The following is an 18573-nucleotide window of genomic DNA, read 5'->3' as shown; positions in this document are numbered from 1 at the left end:
TTATTTTCTCCTAATCTCTAATCCTTTTATCATTTCTTCTTGTACTTCTTCTATTTCACGCTCATAGTGGGACATTATAAATGGTCTTGCTTCTTCACCTTGTATTTGACCAATTGCCCAAAATGCTGTACCTCTGATCATTGGTCTTGGGTCTGTTAGTGCGACATCTTTCAAATCAGGAATTGCACTTTCTTCATTAAAATGCGCAAGCGAAATAATTGCATTTCTTTGAATCGGTTTTTTTCCACGCCATGCACCAGCTAAATGACCATATGTGTTTTTAAACTCTTTATTAGACATTTTTAATAATGGAACTAATCTAGGTTTTAATACTTCAGGTTCCAAAATGATATCATCATGTTCTGTATTAATCCCTCTATTTCTAGGACATACTTGTTGGCATGTATCACACCCATATAATCTGTTCCCAATTTTATAGCGATATTCATCTTTTAAATAGCCTTTAGTTTGCGTTAAAAAGCTAATGCATTTTTGGCTATTAAGCTGTCCATTTCCTACTAATGCACCTGTAGGACATCTGTCTACACATATATTGCAATCACCGCAGCTGTCGATAACTGGATCATCAGGTTTAAATGGAATGCTTACTAACATTTCGCCTAAATAACTCCATGTCCCTAATTCCTCGTTAATAATAAAACCATTCTTTCCTTCAAAACCAAGTCCTGCTCTTTCTGCAACTGATCGGTCTGATAATACACCTGTATCGACCATTGATTTCACTTCTACATCTGGAACTTTTTCTTGTAAGAATAAACTGAGTTTATCTAGACGATTTCTCATAATAGTATGATAATCTTGACCCCATGAAGCTCGTGCAAACATACCTCTTCTATCACCTTTAACGCTTTTAGGTGCGCCTTTTAATTTATTAGGATAACCTACAGCAATTGCAATTATAGATCTTGCAGATGGTAAAGAGAGCTTTGGCACAGTTCTTAATTCAATATCACTTTCTTCAAAACCAGAAGCATATCCTTTTGAATGATAATCTTCTAATTTCTGTTTAAGTTCATCAAATGGATCTGCAGTTGTAAATCCAATACTATCGATACCTATAGAATGTGCGTATTCTATCACTTCTTGCTTCAATTGATCTAAATTCAAATTTATTCACCTCACTATCAAACATGCTTATATATTTTAACATATTTAAAAGAGAATTTTTGCTATAACTATTATTTGAGCAAATAAAAAAAGAGTCTGGGCCATAAATGTCCTAAACTATAATGATTTTGTAAAGTGCATGCTTGCCTGGGGTATGGCTCGAGCCTGTAGTCTCTCTCACATACTATTCCCCCGGGCGTCAGCACTTTATAAAATCACCCAATCCGAAAATGATTACAACGGATTGGGTGATTTATTTTAAGTTGGGATTTATGTCCCAAACTCTTAGTATATGGATTGTGCTATTACAAAGTCGTTTTTCTTATAATGTAATAGTAGTACCTACTTTATTAGAAATTGAACTTTTCAACAATGCATGTTCAGAAGCGCCAGGGATTATTTTCACACTTTTACAACCATCTTTTATTGCTGTTATTGCTCCTGTAACTTTTGGTATCATACCACCATAAATTTCAGTCGTTTCAATATAATTGTTGATATCATTAATACTTAAATTTGATTTTACTTCATCTTTAATCAGTACCCCTGGTATATCACTAATGAGAAATAAATCACCTTTCATTTCACTCGCAATTTTATATGCTAAACTATCTGCATTAATATTGTAACGTTGACCGCTATTTCTATCGATACCAATAGGCGCAACCACAGGTATGCTATACAAACAAATTTGTTCAATGGCATCTTTGTTAACCGAAGAACATTCAGCAACATAACCATATTTAGAATGAAGTGGTTCAATATCAAATAAGTTCATGTCTATTCCGTTTACGCCAATAGCTATAGGTGCATGTTGATTAATTTGATAAACAACTTGAGGATTCACTTCACCTATCAATGTATTAGAAGTTTGTCGTAACACTTCATCATCCGTCACGCGTAAGCCATCTACAAATTTACTTTCTACGCCCATTTTACTAAGTTGTTTATTAATAAATGGACCACCACCGTGAACAATGATTGGGACATAATTTTCTTTTTTTAAAGTTAAAATATCTTCTATTATCGTCTGACTTAAATTGTTTAAGATACTGCCACCAATTTTAATTACTGCATACTTCACTTAAAGACCTCCTATTAAGTTCTATATAATGCATTAATTTTTACGTATTCATAAGATAAGTCGCATCCAAATGCTGTTGATTTATGTGGTGTATCGCCAATTTTTGCACAGATTTCAATCGTGTCCTGCTCCATTTTAGCTTTTAAATCTAGCTCATCAAAAGAGACATTCATTCCTTTACTGACTAATAAATGACCACATAACCACACATCTATTTCATTTGGATTAATTGTGTGATCTGCATACCCGATAGAGGTCACGATTCTACCGAAGTTAGGATCGGCACCATGAATAGCTGTCTTAACTAAACTAGAACCAACAATTGTCTTAGCAATGACGTTGTTTTGTTGTTTTGTTTTAGCACCGGTAACATTCACTTTTATTAATTTTGTTGCACCTTCACCATCTCTAGCAATGCTCTGTGCTAAATATTGGCTTACATATTGAACAGCCTTTGCAAACTTATTCCATTCTGGATGTTGCTTCGTTAAAGGTTGATTATGACTTTGTCCATTCGCTAAAAGTATAACCATATCATTTGTGCTCGTATCACCATCAACAGTTATCATATTAAAAGTTTCATCAACAGATTCTTTTAATAAACTATTTAAATCTTCAACTTCTACATTTGCATCAGTCGTCATAAATCCTAACATTGTAGCCATATTTGGATGTATCATTCCTGAACCTTTACAAGTACCACCTATAGTAATGACTTCATCATCAATAGTCACTTGTACCGCTATATGTTTAGTTTCTTTATCTGTAGTCAAAATAGACTCATTAAAGTCTTCAGAATTAGAATCATTTTGAATATCTATATTATTAACACCATATTCTATTTTTTGCATTGGTAAAAATTCACCGATTAATCCTGTTGAAGCAATTCCAATATGATGCTCAGGAATTTGTAACTTAGATGCAACCCATTTTTGAGTTTGTTTAGCGTCTTCTATACCTCTATGACCTGTACAAGCATTTGCGATTGCAGAGTTAATCACTACAGCAGATAGCTTGTTATCAACACTAATACTTTCTTCAGTTACTTGTAATGGTGCAGCTTTAAAAGCATTTTGTGTATATACCGCTGCGCAATTGGCTGGAACTGATGAAAATAGCCAACCAAAATCTTTCTTTTCTCTACGTAAGCCGACGTGGATTCCTCCTGCAACATAGCCATTGGGAGTTGCAACATCACCTTCTTCGATTACTGTCATTTCAGTGTCGATTAATTGTTTAGTTTCTTCTAACATCAAATTCCTCCATTTCTAAGGGTATACTGGTAATAAATTTAATCCTTCATTTTCGTTAAATCCATATAAAATATTCATGTTTTGTATTGCTTGACCACTTGCACCTTTTACTAAATTATCTATAACTGCTACGATAACTGCTTTATTTCTTTCTTCATCAACATAAATACCGATATCGCAAAAATTACTTCCTAATACTTCTTTAGTTTTCGGAAGTTCTCCTAATGCTCGAATACGAACAAATGGTTTTTCTTCATAGATTTTACTGTATAAATTATATAGTGCCTCTCCTGTCATATGCTCATTCAAGTCAACATAAATAGTTGCCAATATACCTCTTGTCATTGGAACAAGATGTGGCGTAAACATCACTTTTATGTCTGATCCGGAAACTTGTGATAAGTATTGCTCTATTTCTGGCGTATGTTTATGTGTACCTATTTTATATGCAGAAAAATTCTCGTTCGCTTCTCCAAAATGAGCATTTTGACTCAAACTTCTTCCTGCACCAGAAACGCCAGTCTTAGCATCAATAATGATAGATTCTTTATTTATTAAGTTGTTTTCTAAAAGCGGATGTAACGATAGTAAAATTGCAGTTGGGAAACAACCCGGATTTGCGATAACGTTAGTCGAGTTTTTATTTATATTTGACCACTCAGCTAAACTATATTCCGCTTCATCAAGAACACTTTGTTCAGCAGGCTTTTCACCGTAATATTTTTCGTACACTGCGGGGTCTTTCAACCTAAAGTCCCCAGACAAATCAATGACTTTTATTCCTCGCTTTATTAATTTAGGAATAAAATGTTTACTTACATTTGATGGCGTAGCAAAAAATATTAAATCACAATCTACTTTATCAACATCTAAACTAGAAAATGGTACATTAATATTGTCTTGTAAATGGGGGTATGTTTCCTTAATGTCATCCCCAGACTTAGAATGTGAAAACACATATTTAATTTTCACTTCTTTATGTTGATTGAGTAATCTCATTAATTCTATTGCGCCATACCCACTTCCGCCGACTATACCTATTTCTAACACGAAAACACCTCTTTTATTTTTTAGTATTACAATACTTTAGATAAAAATTGTTTCGTTCTACTATTTTGTGGATTGTCAAAAATCTGTTCAGGTGTACCTTCTTCTTGAACAATTCCTTCATCCATAAAAATGACATGATCACTCACATTTTTAGCAAAGCCCATTTCATGGGTGACAACTACCATTGTCATACCTTCTTTTGCTAAATTTTTCATAACACTTAATACTTCTCCTACAACTTCTGGATCAAGTGCTGAAGTCGGTTCGTCGAATAAAATAACTTCAGGATTCATCGCTAACGCTCTAGCAATTGCCACACGTTGTTTTTGACCTCCAGAAAGTTTAGATGGATAAACATCTGACTTATCTTCTAAGCCAACTTTTTTAAGCAATTGATGAGCTTGTTCTTCTAATTCAGCTTTATTTCCTTTTTTTAATGTCAAAGGTGTTAACGTGACATTTTCTAAAACCTTTTTATGAGGAAACAAATTAAAACCTTGGAACACCATGCCCATTTTTTGTCTTAATTGATCTAACTTAGCACCTTTAGTATTTGTTAAATCATTGTTATCAAAAATGATTTGTCCTGAAGTAGGTTCTTCTAATAAGTTCAAGCATCTTAATAGCGTACTTTTACCACTACCTGAGGGTCCAATTATCGCGACGACTTCGCCTTTTTCAATATTTAAATTTATACCTTTTAATACTTCATTTTTACCAAATGTTTTGTGTAAATCATTCACTTTAATCACTGACACTATACCTCCTTTCAGCAAAATACATCACTCTAGATAACGTAAACGTTAAAATAAAGTACAATACTGCCGCTACTAACAATGGTGTAAATGGATCGAATGATGCACCTTGAACAACTTGTGCATTAAACATTAATTCACTAACACCTATAACTGACACGATAGATGATTCTTTAATAACTGTTACAAATTCATTACCTAAAGCAGGCAGTATATTTTTAATCGCTTGAGGCATAATAACTTTTTTCATAGCTTGAGATTTATTTAAACCTAAAGATCTTGCTGCTTCCATTTGACCATTATCAACTGCATTGATTCCAGCTCTAATGATTTCTGCAATATATGCACTACAGTTAATAATGAGTGCAATAATACCGCAAATAAGCGCGGATAAATCTAAACCTAATACTGCTGTCGTACCAAAATACACTAAGAACACTTGAACTAATAACGGTGTGCCTCTTATAAATTCTATATATACTGACGCAATTGTTTTTAAAATTTTACTGTTGCTTAACTTCATTAATGCAAAGAAACAACCAATAAGTGCACCAGCTACAACACCTAAGAATGATAATAAAATTGTAATGCCAACACCATGTAAGAAATACGAACCATATTTACTGAAGAATGAACCGTCATCGAACATGGCTTCTGTTGCTTTATCTTTATAATCTTTGATTAAATTATGATCACGAACGTCTTTCACACTTTTATTAACTCTTTTCATTAACTCTGGTGAATCTTTAGGTAAAGCAATAGCAGTTGTTTTATCTGCATCAGAGAATTGAACATCTGAATAAGTTAAATTAGGATTCTTCTCTAAATATGCATCTGCTACAGGACCTTCAATAATCATCCCGTCAACTTTTCCTGAATTAAGTGACATAATAACTTCAGGTACTCTTGTTAATGAACTAATCTGTGAATCTGGCATTTCAGATTTAGCTAATTCTTCTTGAGTAGTCTGTTTTTGGACACCAATCATTTTTCCTTTGAAGTCTTCAACTGTCTTTAATTTATCTTTATTTTTTTTCTGTATAATCAATCGTTGATTAACTTCCATATAATCATCAGAAAAATCTACTTCTTTTTTTCTCTCAGGAGTTGGCGCCATACCAGAAATAATCATATCAATTTTCCCGGTTTTTAAAGCACCTAATAAACTATCAAATTGCATATTCACAATTTTGAGTTTGATGTCATTATCTTTCGCGATTTTTTTGGCAAGTTCTATATCTATACCAGCATATTCACGTTTTCCATCTTTAGTGTGCTCAAATTCATAAGGTGCATAATCTGCTGATAAACCAACCCTCAACTCGCCACGTTCTTTTGCCTTATCCCATTGATCTGTTTCTGAGGCTTGTGACTGTATGGGGACTAAATATGGGATAGTAAGTAGTAAACAAATAGTTGCAATTACTACTTTTACAAATAAATTTCTTTTCAAAGTTGTTACCTCCCGGATTAATAATATTCATTATTATACGCATTTATGTAATTTTATGCAACCTGTTTTTATAAAAAAGTATGAATGGTTATTCATTCATACTTCATTAAGTATAACCTCGTTTTCACTATAACCTTGTGTAATTATATTTAATGCACTATCTAAAGCAATTTCAACCATATTTTTAACCGCTATATTAGTATAAAAAGCAATGTGTGGTGAAATTAATACATCTTCTCGATTTATCAATTCTCTCAAAACAGCATCTTCTATTTTTTTATCTGTATAATCATATGAAAAATATTCGAATTCATGCTCATATACATCTAACGCTGCACTATGTATTTTGCCGATATTCAATGCATGTAAGAGATCATTTGTACTTACAATTGCACCTCTTGATGTATTAACTAAATGTGCACCATTTTTCATAAATCGAATTGTTTCTTCATTTATCAGATGTGTCGTTTCTTCATTAGCCGGTACATGAAGCGTTACGATATCTGCTTTTGATAAAGCCTCATTTAAACTTTGAACATACGTTATACTATCTAAAGATTGATCGTATGGATCATATCCTATAACTTTTGCACCAAACCCACTAAATAGCTGTGCAGAAACTTTCCCTATCCTTCCGACACCTATAATAAGCACGGTCATATTTCTTAGCTCTTTTGCTATAACAGATTCATTCCATGTAAAATCTTGATTATTGACTTTTTTATTAATTTTATTAATGTTTCGAATAAGCTCTAAAGCTCTGCACACTGCAAATTCAGCGATAGCATTAGGACTATAAGAAGGTATATTAGTAATCTTAATTCCATGTTTAGAAGCTTCAGACAGATTAAACATATCAAATCCAGCAGCACGGCCAGCAATCTGTTTAATTCCTACATTTTTAAGCGCTTCATATATTCCGTCATCAAACTTAAAAAGTTGTTGTGTACTTACAGCATCAAAAGTCTTTAAAGTCTCTATATTATCTAACGTCAAATCCTCGTCAGTACACACAATTTCATGTCCATTTGATTCGCCCCAATTATAAGCAAACGCCTTTTCATCTTCTCTTACATTAAATAATTTAAAGCGCATAGCATAACTTCCTTTCAATACCTAAATTAATAATAATGATTAATTTTACATCACTTTATGAAAACAAACAATCCATTTTTCATAATATTCTTACAATTTAATCAATAGAGCCCGTGATTTTATCAAGTCATGCTCCACATGATAAATAGCAAAAAATCTTTATAATATTTCCTCACGATTTTGCAAAGTGCTGACGCCCGGGGGAATAGTATGCGAGAGAGACTACAGGCTCGAACCATACCCTAGGCAAGCATGCACGAGCAAAATCGTAAGATTTCAAAATAAAAAAAGATCTCTTCACTAGTCTATAACCTAATGAAGAGATCTATTATTTTATGCATTTTCTTTAAATAAGAATATTTCTTGATAATATTTTGGTAACAACTTCAAACATATTCTATGCACAATGTATGCAAACACAAACGGTATAACAAAGTATGTAAATGTTAAAATCACGATATTTAAGGCTAACGAGCCGTCCATATATTTTAAAGCATTCGCCGGGCCTACAAATCCTGTATATCCAAAACCAGTAGACATTGGTGTTCCTTTTATACCTACAAAGTATGTTAACAATCCACTCATTAATCCATTAATCATTAAAGGTACTATTATAATAGGATTTTTAAAGTACACTGGAATCATCATTTTTGCAGCACCGACTATCAGAACGATATTAATACCTTTATCATTCACTTTCCAAGATCCCATCAAGAACGTTACACATGCAGCAACAATACCCATATTACCGGCACCTGAGCTAAGTCCTTCTAACCCTACTGCTGTTGCAATAGCTACTACGGAAATAGGTGTTACCATCAATAAAGCATATGCTATTGCAATCAGTATGCACATGAGCAATGGATTCAAAGTTGAAAAATGCTCTATTAATTTTCCTATTCCTTTAGTTACATTACTGACATACGGTAATGTAAGCATTCCTATAAATCCGCTTATTACAGAAATAATAATTGGTAAAATCAACATATCTAAAGAACCAAATTTACCTTTTAATTTAATCATTAAATAACAACTTATGATTAATACAACGATTAAATTGACGACATCACCTATACTAACAAACATGAATTGTCCATTTTGAACTTTTACAGCACCAGAACCAATTAAACCGGCTGCTCCGATCATTACTGCATCTGTAGCTTGAAACTTAAATTGATTAGCAACAACTATCCCTATGATAAAACTCATAGCATACTGCATGAGTAACAATGCTTGATTAAACATTTCAAGTACTGGATGAAACTGTGCTAAATAACTAAATAAAACACCAAGTATCGCATTAGGTATAAGCGCTATCACAATTCCAACGCCAATACCATTTAATATGTTAAAGAAAAATTCCTTTACCGTGAACCGTTTATCCATAAAATTCCTCCATATTTAAATATGTATTCATCATATATGAGTTTAAAATTTTAGACAATCACATTTTAATTTTCAAACCTAAAAATGACTACTAAAATCAGTAGTCATTCCATTTTATTTATATAATAGTTCCTTGATGGAATCTCATTTTCCATTCTGAATTTTTTCTAATCCACAAAGTACTTCTATTCGTTGTCACATTATCTGTTTCATTGAATAACTTATATGTAACTAATACAATACCCTTTTGAATCTTTTCAGTTACAAATTCACTGATTTTATATTCAAAAGTATGTAATGAGTTATTTTCAATATCACTCTTTTTAATAATTTTACCTGACTTACCTATTTCTTTAAAATTTTCATCAAGAAGATTTAATATAATATCTTTATCTTCACGATTATTCGCGTTTAAATGAGAAATCTCTAGTTCATAAAATTGCTGTTTAATAAATGTCACCTACTCTATAAATTTTAAATAATAACTTAACCTAATATGCTAAACTATTAGTATCATACATAGTATAAATGAGGGGGTATCTATATGACAAATCTAAAAGAAGTTGCAAGAAAAGCTGGTGTCTCTCCGAGTACCGTCTCGAGAGTCATTAATAACCACCCTTATGTAAACGAAGAAAAAAGAAATAGAGTTCTTCAAATTATAGATGAAATGAATTATATCCCTAATATAAACGCTATACATTTAAAAAGGGGCAAAACAAACTTAATAGGTGTTGTCATACCTTTTTCAAATCATCCATACTTTTCACAACTTATACAAGGCATATCAGAAGAAGCAATTAAATTAGATAAAAAAATAGTCCTTTTCCAAACATCTTATGATACAGATCAAGAAATTGATGCTTTAGAAATGTTAAAGTTGAAGCAATTAGACGCATTAATCATATGTTCTAGAAATATATCTTTAACGATTATAGAGCAATATATTGAATATGGACCTATTTCAATTTTTGAAAATATAACACATTCGAAACTACGTACATCCTATATCGATCACTATCAATCATTTCTTACAGCGTTAAATCACTTATACGAACATGGGCATCGAAACATTTCATGTGCTATTAATAGAAAAAAGAGCACTAGCTCTATAGAAAGAATTGCTGCTTATAAAGATTTTTGTATAGAAAAATCACTCACTTATAATGACAACAATATATATGAAAATTATGTATTATTAGAAGATGGTTACGATTTATCAAAGGAAATTCAAAAATCACTAAATCCCCCGTCCGCCATCGTAGTCTCAGGTGATAATACTGCAGCTGGTTTGTTATTAAGTTTAAATGATGATTTAAAAGAAAACTTATCAATCATAGGATTTGAAAACCATAAAATTTCAAAGTTACTCAACTTAACAACAATAGAAATACCTCTTATAAACATAGGAAAAAGTCTATTCAATCAACTTTATGACAAATCTGTAAGCAATCAATTATTTGAAACACGTTTAATAGCAAGACAATCAGTAAAAAATATTAATATTTGACATGAAATGCATTTCATAGATTATCCTTTACTCAATCACATATCTTAGGGGGTAATTTAAATGAATATACAAAAAGTTGGCATTGATGGGTGTAACATTACTTCAGAAATATATGTAGAAATTCTTCAACACACAAGCAATATTGACATTGTAGCATGCGCAGATGAAAGCTTATCTAAAGCAATTAAGATGAAAGCTAAATACGATATACCACAAGTAATGACAAGAAATAAAATGTACAAAGATCAAAGAATTGATTATATTATAAAACTTTAAAATAAAAAAACCTTAAACAAAATTGTTTAAGGTTTTTTATATAAGTACCGGTGGTCGGGTTCGAACCGACACGTCCTCAACGGACACGGGATTTTGAGTCCCGCGTGTCTGCCAATTCCACCACACCGGCATAAAACGCTACTACTAGCGACTATGTAAGCATAAAAGTCTAAATAATCACATAGGATTACTCGAATTCCTGACCAAAACGCGTATCCTCATTATAATATGTAGCGTATTTAACGTCAATACTTTTCTGCTACAAACCGCATTAAATTCGTGTTTATAGCAATTTTACACAAAAGATTTTATAAGAAAAAGGACAGAAATTCAATTTTAACAATGAATTTCTGTCCTTTTTAAGTTTCTAGGATATTTATGTCCCAAACTCTCGAATTAGATAATATTTTTATAGCTAAATGTTTTCAATATTAGATGCCATTTCTTTATTATATATTGCCTTTTTTTCATTATTAGAGCGCATGTTACCTTTATAAATAAAATACAATGCTACACCCATAAATAAAAGTGCAAAAAATCTTTTTATATCAAAAGAAATAATTAAACTATCAAACCACCCAAAGTGATCTATTATAATACCTATCGTTAATTGTCCGATTATCGCAGAAATATTCGTTGCTACTACTCCAATTCTTGTAACTGCTATTACAGAAAGCAGCAGATACAACGTACCTAAAAATGCGGCACTTAATTGCCATTTAGGTGCATGTAGTATACCTAAAACATTCCCTTGTCCGAAGAAAATAATGATGATCGATAGAAATGCTAAACCTGTTAAAAACGTTAAAAATGTTGTCTCTAAAGTCCCTGCTTTACGACTTAAAGTGCCGTTAACTGATGATTGCGCACTTAATGTAATCCCTGCTACTAAAGTAAGTAGAACCATTATAACACTCATTATATTCCCTCCTAATATATTAATATAAGTGCAATCACCATTGCGATAACTGCAAATATTTTTTCTTTGTTTACTCTCGTTCTTTCAATTCCAAGCCAACCAAAATGTTCAACAACCATACTCATGATTAATTGACCAATTATAACAGCAGTCATTGTTATGCCAACGCCCACAAATGGAACACTGACAACGATTACTGTAAGATAAATAACGCCTAGTATACCACCGAGTAGAGACCATTTAGGCGCTTTAGGAACAAACGACATTTCTCCTTTACCAAAAAATAGTACTAGAATACCTAAAATTAAAGTACCCATAAGAAAATTGTAAAAACTCGTTTCTAGTTGACCTATGTTCTCACCCAATTTTCCGTATATAGCACTTTCAAAACTAAGCACTGAGCCAGCTAATATAGCTATAATATAAATAAAAACTTTCATGCAAATCCTCCTATTTAAATAATTATATATTTGAATATCTAAATATCACGATATAAGACAGAAAATAATAAACAGAAATTTAAAAGTTCAAATTTCTGTTTCAATAGCTCTAGCTAAAGCTTTAATCGTCTCTTCGTTTCTTCTATAGTATGTCCATTGTCCATAACGAACAGACTCTAATAGCCCAGCATTCTGTAGAATAGTTAAATATTGAGAAATAGTAGACTGAGAAGCATTTGCTTTTTCCTGTATATCACCTACACACACTCCGCCTTTAAGACTCACCCCTTTTGGTAAATGTGCTCCTTGTTTTGGAAAATTCACTTCAGGATCTTTTAACCATTTCAAAATATTCAACCGTGTTTCGTTTGATAATGCTTTAAACATATTTATATATTCCATAAGCCCTATTATATCGTCTTTTCTCGATATGTCAATGATATGCTTTTAAACACTGTTTATAATATCAAATTAAAAAGGCGATACGACTCATTTTGTCGTATCGCCTTTTATCTATATTAAGTTTATTTATTGTACATAACAGATTATATTATTAAAGATTGCTCAAAAATTACTTATATAAATAAAAAAATCTTCCCAATGGAAGAAATAATGGAGCGGAAGATAGGACTTACACCTATATCTCATTCCGGGAAGGAATGTATTCTGAAAGTTAAAATACTCCCGCATATTAATATTTAATTATGAAAATGGAGCGGAAGATAGGATTTACACCTATATCTCATTCCGGGAAGGAATGTATTCTAAGAGTTGAAATACTCCCGCAAATTATTAATGGAGGCGGCAACCGGATTTGAACCGGTGAATAGAGGTTTTGCAGACCTCTGCCTTACCACTTGGCTATGCCGCCTGACTACTGGGCTAGCTGGATTCGAACCAGCGGGTGACGGAGTCAAAGTCCGTTGCCTTACCGCTTGGCTATAGCCCATTAATAAAAAATTAAGGGCGGCTGATGGGAATCGAACCCACGAGTGTCGGAACCACAATCCGATGCGTTAACCACTTCGCCACAACCGCCATGGCAGGGGCAGTAGGAATCGAACCCACATCAAAGGTTTTGGAGACCTCTATTCTACCTTTGAACTATGCCCCTATTAAAATAATGATGGTGGAGGGGGGCAGATTCGAACTGCCGAACCCGAAGGAGCGGATTTACAGTCCGCCGCGTTTAGCCACTTCGCTACCCCTCCCGATAGATGGTGCCGGCCAGAGGACTTGAACCCCCAACCTACTGATTACAAGTCAGTTGCTCTACCAATTGAGCTAGGCCGGCATAATGTTAAAAGATGGCTCAGGACGGAATCGAACCGCCGACACAAGGATTTTCAGTCCTTTGCTCTACCGACTGAGCTACTGAGCCATACATTAATTTTTAAAAATGGCGGTCCCGACGGGAATCGAACCCGCGATCTCCTGCGTGACAGGCAGGCATGTTAACCGCTACACCACGGGACCTAAAAAAATAATAATTGCGGGAGGTGGATTTGAACCACCGACCTTCGGGTTATGAGCCCGACGAGCTACCGAACTGCTCCATCCCGCGATAATATAAAGTTATTTGACAAATATAATGGCGGAGGAAGAGGGATTCGAACCCCCGCGAGCCGTTAAGCCCCTGTCGGTTTTCAAGACCGATCCCTTCAGCCGAACTTGGGTATTCCTCCAATATATAAGTATGGACCTTGCAGGACTCGAACCTGCGACCCAACGGTTATGAGCCGTTTGCTCTGACCAACTGAGCTAAAGGTCCAAAATTTAAAATATGTATCATATTCAAAATTTTAAATGGCGGCAGAGGGGATCGAACCCCCGACCTCACGGGTATGAACCGTACGCTCTAGCCAGCTGAGCTACGCCGCCGTAATAATATTAATTTTAAATGGTGGAGACTAGCGGGATCGAACCGCTGACCTCCTGCGTGCAAAGCAGGCGCTCTCCCATCTGAGCTAAGCCCCCATTTAACATGAAACTTTTAAAGAGTCGGGAAGACAGGATTCGAACCTGCGACCCCTTGGTCCCAAACCAAGTGCTCTACCAAGCTGAGCTACTTCCCGTAACCAAAATGGTCATTACGCGCCCGAGAGGAGTCGAACCCCTAGCCTCTTGATCCGTAGTCAAACGCTCTATCCAATTGAGCTACGGGCGCATATTAATATGGTGCCGAGGACCGGAATCGAACCGGTACGGTAATCACTTACCGCAGGATTTTAAGTCCTGTGCGTCTGCCAGTTCCGCCACCCCGGCAAATAATGGAGCAGAAGACGGGATTCGAACCCGCGACCCCGACCTTGGCAAGGTCGTATTCTACCGCTGAACTACTTCTGCAAAATTAAATGCTGTAAATCATATTAATAATAATGCGGGTGAAGGGAGTCGAACCCCCACGCCTTGCGGCGCTAGATCCTAAGTCTAGTGCGTCTGCCAGTTCCGCCACACCCGCTAATGGTGAGCCATAGAGGATTCGAACCTCTGACCCTCTGATTAAAAGTCAGATGCTCTACCAACTGAGCTAATGGCTCTAAAAAACATGGTGCCGGCCAGAGGACTTGAACCCCCAACCTACTGATTACAAGTCAGTTGCTCTACCAGTTGAGCTAGGCCGGCTTTAAATGGTGGAGAATGACGGGTTCGAACCGCCGACCCTCTGCTTGTAAGGCAGATGCTCTCCCAGCTGAGCTAATTCTCCATTTAAAATATGTATTTTTTATTATTTGCCCGGCAACGTCCTACTCTCGCGGAACGTAAGCCCAACTACCATCGGCGCTAAAGAGCTTAACTTCTGTGTTCGGCATGGGAACAGGTGTGACCTCTTTGCTATCGTCACCAGACAAATAGTAAAAACTATATTAGAATGTATTGCACATTCAAAACTAGATAGTAAGCAGATTTTACGGCTAAAAAACCGATTTAAAAATTTTGATTAAGTCTTCGATCGATTAGTATTCGTCAGCTACACACATTACTGCGCTTACACCCCGAACCTATTAACCTCATCATCTTTGAGGGATCTTATAACCGAAGTTGGGAAATCTCATCTTGAGGGGGGCTTCATGCTTAGATGCTTTCAGCACTTATCCCGTCCATACATAGCTACCCAGCTATGCCGCTGGCGCGACAACTGGTACACCAGAGGTATGTCCATCCCGGTCCTCTCGTACTAAGGACAGCTCCTCTCAAATTTCCTACGCCCACGACGGATAGGGACCGAACTGTCTCACGACGTTCTGAACCCAGCTCGCGTACCGCTTTAATGGGCGAACAGCCCAACCCTTGGGACCGACTACAGCCCCAGGATGCGATGAGCCGACATCGAGGTGCCAAACCTCCCCGTCGATGTGAACTCTTGGGGGAGATAAGCCTGTTATCCCCGGGGTAGCTTTTATCCGTTGAGCGATGGCCCTTCCATGCGGAACCACCGGATCACTAAGTCCGTCTTTCGACCCTGCTCGACTTGTAAGTCTCGCAGTCAAGCTCCCTTGTGCCTTTACACTCTGCGAATGATTTCCAACCATTCTGAGGGAACCTTTGAGCGCCTCCGTTACTCTTTAGGAGGCGACCGCCCCAGTCAAACTGCCCGCCTGACACTGTCTCCCACCATGATCAAATGGTGCGGGTTAGAAAGTCAACACAGCCAGGGTAGTATCCCACAAGCGCCTCCACGTAAGCTAGCGCTCACGCTTCTAAGGCTCCTACCTATCCTGTACAAGCTGTGCCAAATTTCAATATCAGGCTACAGTAAAGCTCCACGGGGTCTTTCCGTCCTGTCGCGGGTAACCTGCATCTTCACAGGTACTATGATTTCACCGAGTCTCTCGTTGAGACAGTGCCCAAATCGTTACGCCTTTCGTGCGGGTCGGAACTTACCCGACAAGGAATTTCGCTACCTTAGGACCGTTATAGTTACGGCCGCCGTTTACTGGGGCTTCGATTCGTAGCTTCGCAGAAGCTAACCACTCCTCTTAACCTTCCAGCACCGGGCAGGCGTCAGCCCCTATACATCACCTTACGGTTTAGCAGAGACCTGTGTTTTTGATAAACAGTCGCTTGGGCCTATTCACTGCGGCTCTTCAAGGCTTGCACCCTAAAAAGCACCCCTTCTCCCGAAGTTACGGGGTCATTTTGCCGAGTTCCTTAACGAGAGTTCGCTCGCTCACCTTAGAATTCTCATCTTGACTACCTGTGTCGGTTTGCGGTACGGGCACCTATTTTCTAACTAGAGGCTTTTCTTGGCAGTGTGAAATCAACGACTCGCCGGATACATGATCCAGCTCCCCATCACAACTCAACCTTACGAGTGCCGGATTTGCCTAACACTCAGTCTTGTTGCTTGGACGTGCACTCCAACAGCACGCTTCGCCTATCCTACTGCGTCCCCCCATCGTTCAAACAATCATAGGTGGTACAGGAATATCTACCTGTTATCCATCGCCTACGCCTATCGGCCTCGGCTTAGGTCCCGACTAACCCAGAGCGGACGAGCCTTCCTCTGGAAACCTTAGTCAATCGGTGGATGGGATTCTCACCCATCTTTCGCTACTCACACCGGCATTCTCACTTCTAAACATTCCACATGTCCTTACGATCATGCTTCGACACGTTTAGAACGCTCTCCTACCACTATCCTTACGGATAATCCACAGCTTCGGTAATATGTTTAGCCCCGGTACATTTTCGGCGCAGTGTCACTCGACTAGTGAGCTATTACGCACTCTTTAAATGATGGCTGCTTCTGAGCCAACATCCTAGTTGTCTGGGCAACGCCACATCCTTTTCCACTTAACATATATTTTGGGACCTTAGCTGGTGGTCTGGGCTGTTTCCCTTTCGACTATGGACCTTATCACCCATAGTCTAACTCCCAAGTTGAATTATTTGGCATTCGGAGTTTGTCTGAATTCGGTAACCCTAGAGGGGCCCCTCGTCCAAACAGTGCTCTACCTCCAATAATCACCACTTGAGGCTAGCCCTAAAGCTATTTCGGAGAGAACCAGCTATCTCCAAGTTCGATTGGAATTTCTCCGCTACCCACACCTCATCCGCTCACTTTTCAACGTAAGTCGGTTCGGTCCTCCATTCAGTGTTACCTGAACTTCAACCTGGACATGGGTAGATCACTTGGTTTCGGGTCTACGACCAGATACTCATTCGCCCTATTCAGACTCGCTTTCGCTACGGCTCCACATTTACTGCTTAACCTTGCATCAAATCGTAACTCGCCGGTTCATTCTACAAAAGGCACGCCATCACCCATTAACGGGCTCTGACTATTTGTAAGCACACGGTTTCAGGTTCTATTTCACTCCCCTTCCGGGGTGCTTTTCACCTTTCCCTCACGGTACTGGTTCACTATCGGTCACTAGAGAGTATTTAGCCTTGGGAGATGGTCCTCCCAGATTCCGACGGAATTTCACGTGTTCCGCCGTACTCAGGATCCACTCAGGAGAGAAATAACTTTCGACTACAGGACTTTTACCTTCTATGGTTGGCTTTTCCAAAGCCATTCGTCTAATTATTTCCTTTGTAACTCCGTGTTGAGTGTCCTACAACCCCAACAGGCAAGCCTGTTGGTTTGGGCTATTCCCGTTTCGCTCGCCGCTACTCAGGGAATCGAGTTTTCTTTCTCTTCCTCCGGGTACTAAGATGTTTCAGTTCTCCGGGTGTGCCTTCTCACATACTATGTATTCATATGTGGATAACATGACATAACTCATGCTGGGTTTCCCCATTCGGAAATCTCTGGATCAAAGCGTACTTACAGCTCCCCAAAGCATATCGTCGTTAGTAACGTCCTTCTTCGGCTTCTAGTGCCAAGGCATCCACCGTGCGCCCTTAATAACTTAATCTAATATTTTCTTATACATAAATGTTTAAGAAAATAACTGTTATTAATCTGTGATGTCGTCTAAAAAGACGACGCGCGATTATTAAGCTTGTTGAATTTCGTTAGAAATTCACTCGGTTTTTTGCTTGGTAAAATCTATTTACTTACTTATCTAGTTTTCAATGTGCAATAAAAAATTATGGTGGAGACTAGCGGGATCGAACCGCTGACCTCCTGCGTGCAAAGCAGGCGCTCTCCCATCTGAGCTAAGCCCCCTAATTGGGTAATTAAATTTTAATGGTGGGCCTAAATGGACTCGAACCATCGACCTCACGCTTATCAGGCGTGCGCTCTAACCAGCTGAGCTATAGGCCCATTCTTA

14 protein-coding genes, 24 tRNA genes and 2 rRNA genes are annotated in these 18573 nt (G+C 37.0%); 2 read left to right on the top strand and 38 right to left on the bottom strand.

Translation table 11 applies throughout. The features are described from left to right. The 9 genes from queG to PYW35_RS04605 all read right to left on the bottom strand — a co-directional run bounded on the left by queG (window position 1) and on the right by PYW35_RS04605 (window position 9664). Window positions 1-1128 carry a tRNA epoxyqueuosine(34) reductase QueG gene (queG, locus tag PYW35_RS04645; RefSeq protein ID WP_016913149.1) on the bottom strand — a complete coding sequence of 376 codons (1128 nt, stop codon included), beginning with the start codon at window positions 1126-1128 and terminating at the stop codon, window positions 1-3. A 322-nt stretch (window positions 1129-1450) separates the two neighbouring features. Next, complete coding sequence (gene argB, locus PYW35_RS04640) at window positions 1451-2212, bottom strand: acetylglutamate kinase (protein WP_103323121.1); 762 nt, start codon at window positions 2210-2212, stop codon at window positions 1451-1453. 14 nt (window positions 2213-2226) lie between these two features. Beyond that, window positions 2227-3465, bottom strand: coding sequence for a bifunctional glutamate N-acetyltransferase/amino-acid acetyltransferase ArgJ (gene argJ / locus PYW35_RS04635; protein WP_016912869.1), 1239 nt, complete (start codon window positions 3463-3465; stop codon window positions 2227-2229). 15 nt (window positions 3466-3480) lie between these two features. Beyond that, window positions 3481-4515: an N-acetyl-gamma-glutamyl-phosphate reductase gene (gene argC, locus PYW35_RS04630; protein ID WP_016912870.1), complete on the bottom strand. Its 1035-nt coding sequence runs from the start codon at window positions 4513-4515 to the stop codon at window positions 3481-3483. Window positions 4516-4541: 26 nt separating this feature from the next. After that, window positions 4542-5267 (bottom strand): amino acid ABC transporter ATP-binding protein, encoded by a 726-nt coding sequence (locus PYW35_RS04625; protein ID WP_016912871.1) that lies wholly within the window; start codon window positions 5265-5267, stop codon window positions 4542-4544. Next, entirely contained in the window at window positions 5260-6723 is a 1464-nt protein-coding gene (locus PYW35_RS04620; RefSeq protein WP_103323122.1) for an ABC transporter substrate-binding protein/permease, read from the bottom strand. Before PYW35_RS04620 ends, PYW35_RS04625 begins: the two co-directional genes overlap by 8 nt. 96 nt (window positions 6724-6819) lie before the next feature. Then, window positions 6820-7818 (bottom strand): D-2-hydroxyacid dehydrogenase, encoded by a 999-nt coding sequence (locus PYW35_RS04615; protein ID WP_103323123.1) that lies wholly within the window; start codon window positions 7816-7818, stop codon window positions 6820-6822. Between the two features lie 333 nt (window positions 7819-8151). Beyond that, window positions 8152-9204, bottom strand: coding sequence for a PTS sugar transporter subunit IIC (locus tag PYW35_RS04610; RefSeq protein ID WP_103323124.1), 1053 nt, complete (start codon window positions 9202-9204; stop codon window positions 8152-8154). A gap of 118 nt (window positions 9205-9322) precedes the next feature. Next, window positions 9323-9664 (bottom strand): nuclear transport factor 2 family protein, encoded by a 342-nt coding sequence (locus PYW35_RS04605; protein ID WP_016912965.1) that lies wholly within the window; start codon window positions 9662-9664, stop codon window positions 9323-9325. Between the two features lie 84 nt (window positions 9665-9748). On the opposite strand from PYW35_RS04605, the gene PYW35_RS04600 reads away from it, so the two are divergent. Both PYW35_RS04600 and PYW35_RS04595 read left to right on the top strand, forming a co-directional pair. Next, on the top strand, window positions 9749-10714 hold the full coding sequence (locus PYW35_RS04600; protein ID WP_103323125.1) for a LacI family DNA-binding transcriptional regulator: 966 nt from the start codon (window positions 9749-9751) through the stop codon (window positions 10712-10714). A gap of 60 nt (window positions 10715-10774) precedes the next feature. Continuing rightward, on the top strand, window positions 10775-10990 hold the full coding sequence (locus PYW35_RS04595) for a hypothetical protein (RefSeq protein WP_016912967.1): 216 nt from the start codon (window positions 10775-10777) through the stop codon (window positions 10988-10990). A 45-nt stretch (window positions 10991-11035) separates the two neighbouring features. Here the strand turns inward: PYW35_RS04595 and PYW35_RS04590 are convergent. The 29 genes from PYW35_RS04590 to PYW35_RS04450 all read right to left on the bottom strand — a co-directional run bounded on the left by PYW35_RS04590 (window position 11036) and on the right by PYW35_RS04450 (window position 18566). Next, window positions 11036-11120 (bottom strand) — tRNA-Leu (locus PYW35_RS04590). A gap of 285 nt (window positions 11121-11405) precedes the next feature. After that, window positions 11406-11909, bottom strand: a complete 504-nt coding sequence (locus PYW35_RS04585) for a DMT family transporter (protein WP_016912968.1) — start codon at window positions 11907-11909, stop codon at window positions 11406-11408. 11 nt (window positions 11910-11920) lie between these two features. Beyond that, window positions 11921-12349 carry a DMT family transporter gene (locus PYW35_RS04580; protein WP_016912969.1) on the bottom strand — a complete coding sequence of 143 codons (429 nt, stop codon included), beginning with the start codon at window positions 12347-12349 and terminating at the stop codon, window positions 11921-11923. Between the two features lie 87 nt (window positions 12350-12436). Beyond that, window positions 12437-12751, bottom strand: a complete 315-nt coding sequence (locus PYW35_RS04575; protein WP_026023294.1) for an ArsR/SmtB family transcription factor — start codon at window positions 12749-12751, stop codon at window positions 12437-12439. 394 nt (window positions 12752-13145) lie between these two features. After that, window positions 13146-13220, bottom strand: a tRNA-Cys gene (locus PYW35_RS04570). Window positions 13221-13226: 6 nt separating this feature from the next. Then, window positions 13227-13298, bottom strand: a tRNA-Gln gene (locus tag PYW35_RS04565). 16 nt (window positions 13299-13314) lie between these two features. After that, a tRNA-His gene (locus PYW35_RS04560) sits at window positions 13315-13387 on the bottom strand. A 2-nt stretch (window positions 13388-13389) separates the two neighbouring features. Continuing rightward, a tRNA-Trp gene (locus PYW35_RS04555) sits at window positions 13390-13463 on the bottom strand. A 13-nt stretch (window positions 13464-13476) separates the two neighbouring features. Then, a tRNA-Tyr gene (locus tag PYW35_RS04550) sits at window positions 13477-13560 on the bottom strand. 7 nt (window positions 13561-13567) lie between these two features. Further along, window positions 13568-13643: transfer RNA gene (locus PYW35_RS04545), tRNA-Thr, on the bottom strand. Between the two features lie 14 nt (window positions 13644-13657). Further along, window positions 13658-13730, bottom strand: a tRNA-Phe gene (locus PYW35_RS04540). 19 nt (window positions 13731-13749) lie between these two features. Further along, window positions 13750-13825, bottom strand: a tRNA-Asp gene (locus PYW35_RS04535). 14 nt (window positions 13826-13839) lie between these two features. Next, a tRNA-Met gene (locus PYW35_RS04530) sits at window positions 13840-13913 on the bottom strand. 28 nt (window positions 13914-13941) lie between these two features. After that, window positions 13942-14034 (bottom strand) — tRNA-Ser (locus PYW35_RS04525). A 12-nt stretch (window positions 14035-14046) separates the two neighbouring features. Further along, window positions 14047-14120 (bottom strand) — tRNA-Ile (locus PYW35_RS04520). Between the two features lie 36 nt (window positions 14121-14156). Then, window positions 14157-14230: transfer RNA gene (locus tag PYW35_RS04515), tRNA-Met, on the bottom strand. A 20-nt stretch (window positions 14231-14250) separates the two neighbouring features. Next, window positions 14251-14326: transfer RNA gene (locus PYW35_RS04510), tRNA-Ala, on the bottom strand. A gap of 24 nt (window positions 14327-14350) precedes the next feature. Further along, a tRNA-Pro gene (locus tag PYW35_RS04505) sits at window positions 14351-14424 on the bottom strand. Between the two features lie 18 nt (window positions 14425-14442). Further along, window positions 14443-14516: transfer RNA gene (locus tag PYW35_RS04500), tRNA-Arg, on the bottom strand. A gap of 9 nt (window positions 14517-14525) precedes the next feature. Beyond that, window positions 14526-14614 (bottom strand) — tRNA-Leu (locus PYW35_RS04495). Window positions 14615-14620: 6 nt separating this feature from the next. Then, window positions 14621-14695: transfer RNA gene (locus tag PYW35_RS04490), tRNA-Gly, on the bottom strand. A gap of 33 nt (window positions 14696-14728) precedes the next feature. Further along, a tRNA-Leu gene (locus PYW35_RS04485) sits at window positions 14729-14810 on the bottom strand. Window positions 14811-14813: 3 nt separating this feature from the next. Further along, window positions 14814-14889 (bottom strand) — tRNA-Lys (locus PYW35_RS04480). Window positions 14890-14898: 9 nt separating this feature from the next. Further along, window positions 14899-14974, bottom strand: a tRNA-Thr gene (locus PYW35_RS04475). Between the two features lie 6 nt (window positions 14975-14980). Further along, window positions 14981-15056: transfer RNA gene (locus PYW35_RS04470), tRNA-Val, on the bottom strand. Between the two features lie 27 nt (window positions 15057-15083). Beyond that, window positions 15084-15198, bottom strand: a 5S ribosomal RNA gene (gene rrf / locus PYW35_RS04465). Between the two features lie 88 nt (window positions 15199-15286). Beyond that, a 23S ribosomal RNA gene (locus PYW35_RS04460) occupies window positions 15287-18213 on the bottom strand. A 178-nt stretch (window positions 18214-18391) separates the two neighbouring features. Next, window positions 18392-18467, bottom strand: a tRNA-Ala gene (locus PYW35_RS04455). A gap of 22 nt (window positions 18468-18489) precedes the next feature. Next, window positions 18490-18566, bottom strand: a tRNA-Ile gene (locus tag PYW35_RS04450). Between the last annotated feature and the right edge of the window lie 7 nt (window positions 18567-18573).

The organism is Mammaliicoccus vitulinus (assembly GCF_029024305.1).
GTDB lineage: Bacteria > Bacillota > Bacilli > Staphylococcales > Staphylococcaceae > Mammaliicoccus > Mammaliicoccus vitulinus.
This window is presented reverse-complemented; position numbering and strand designations above follow the sequence as displayed.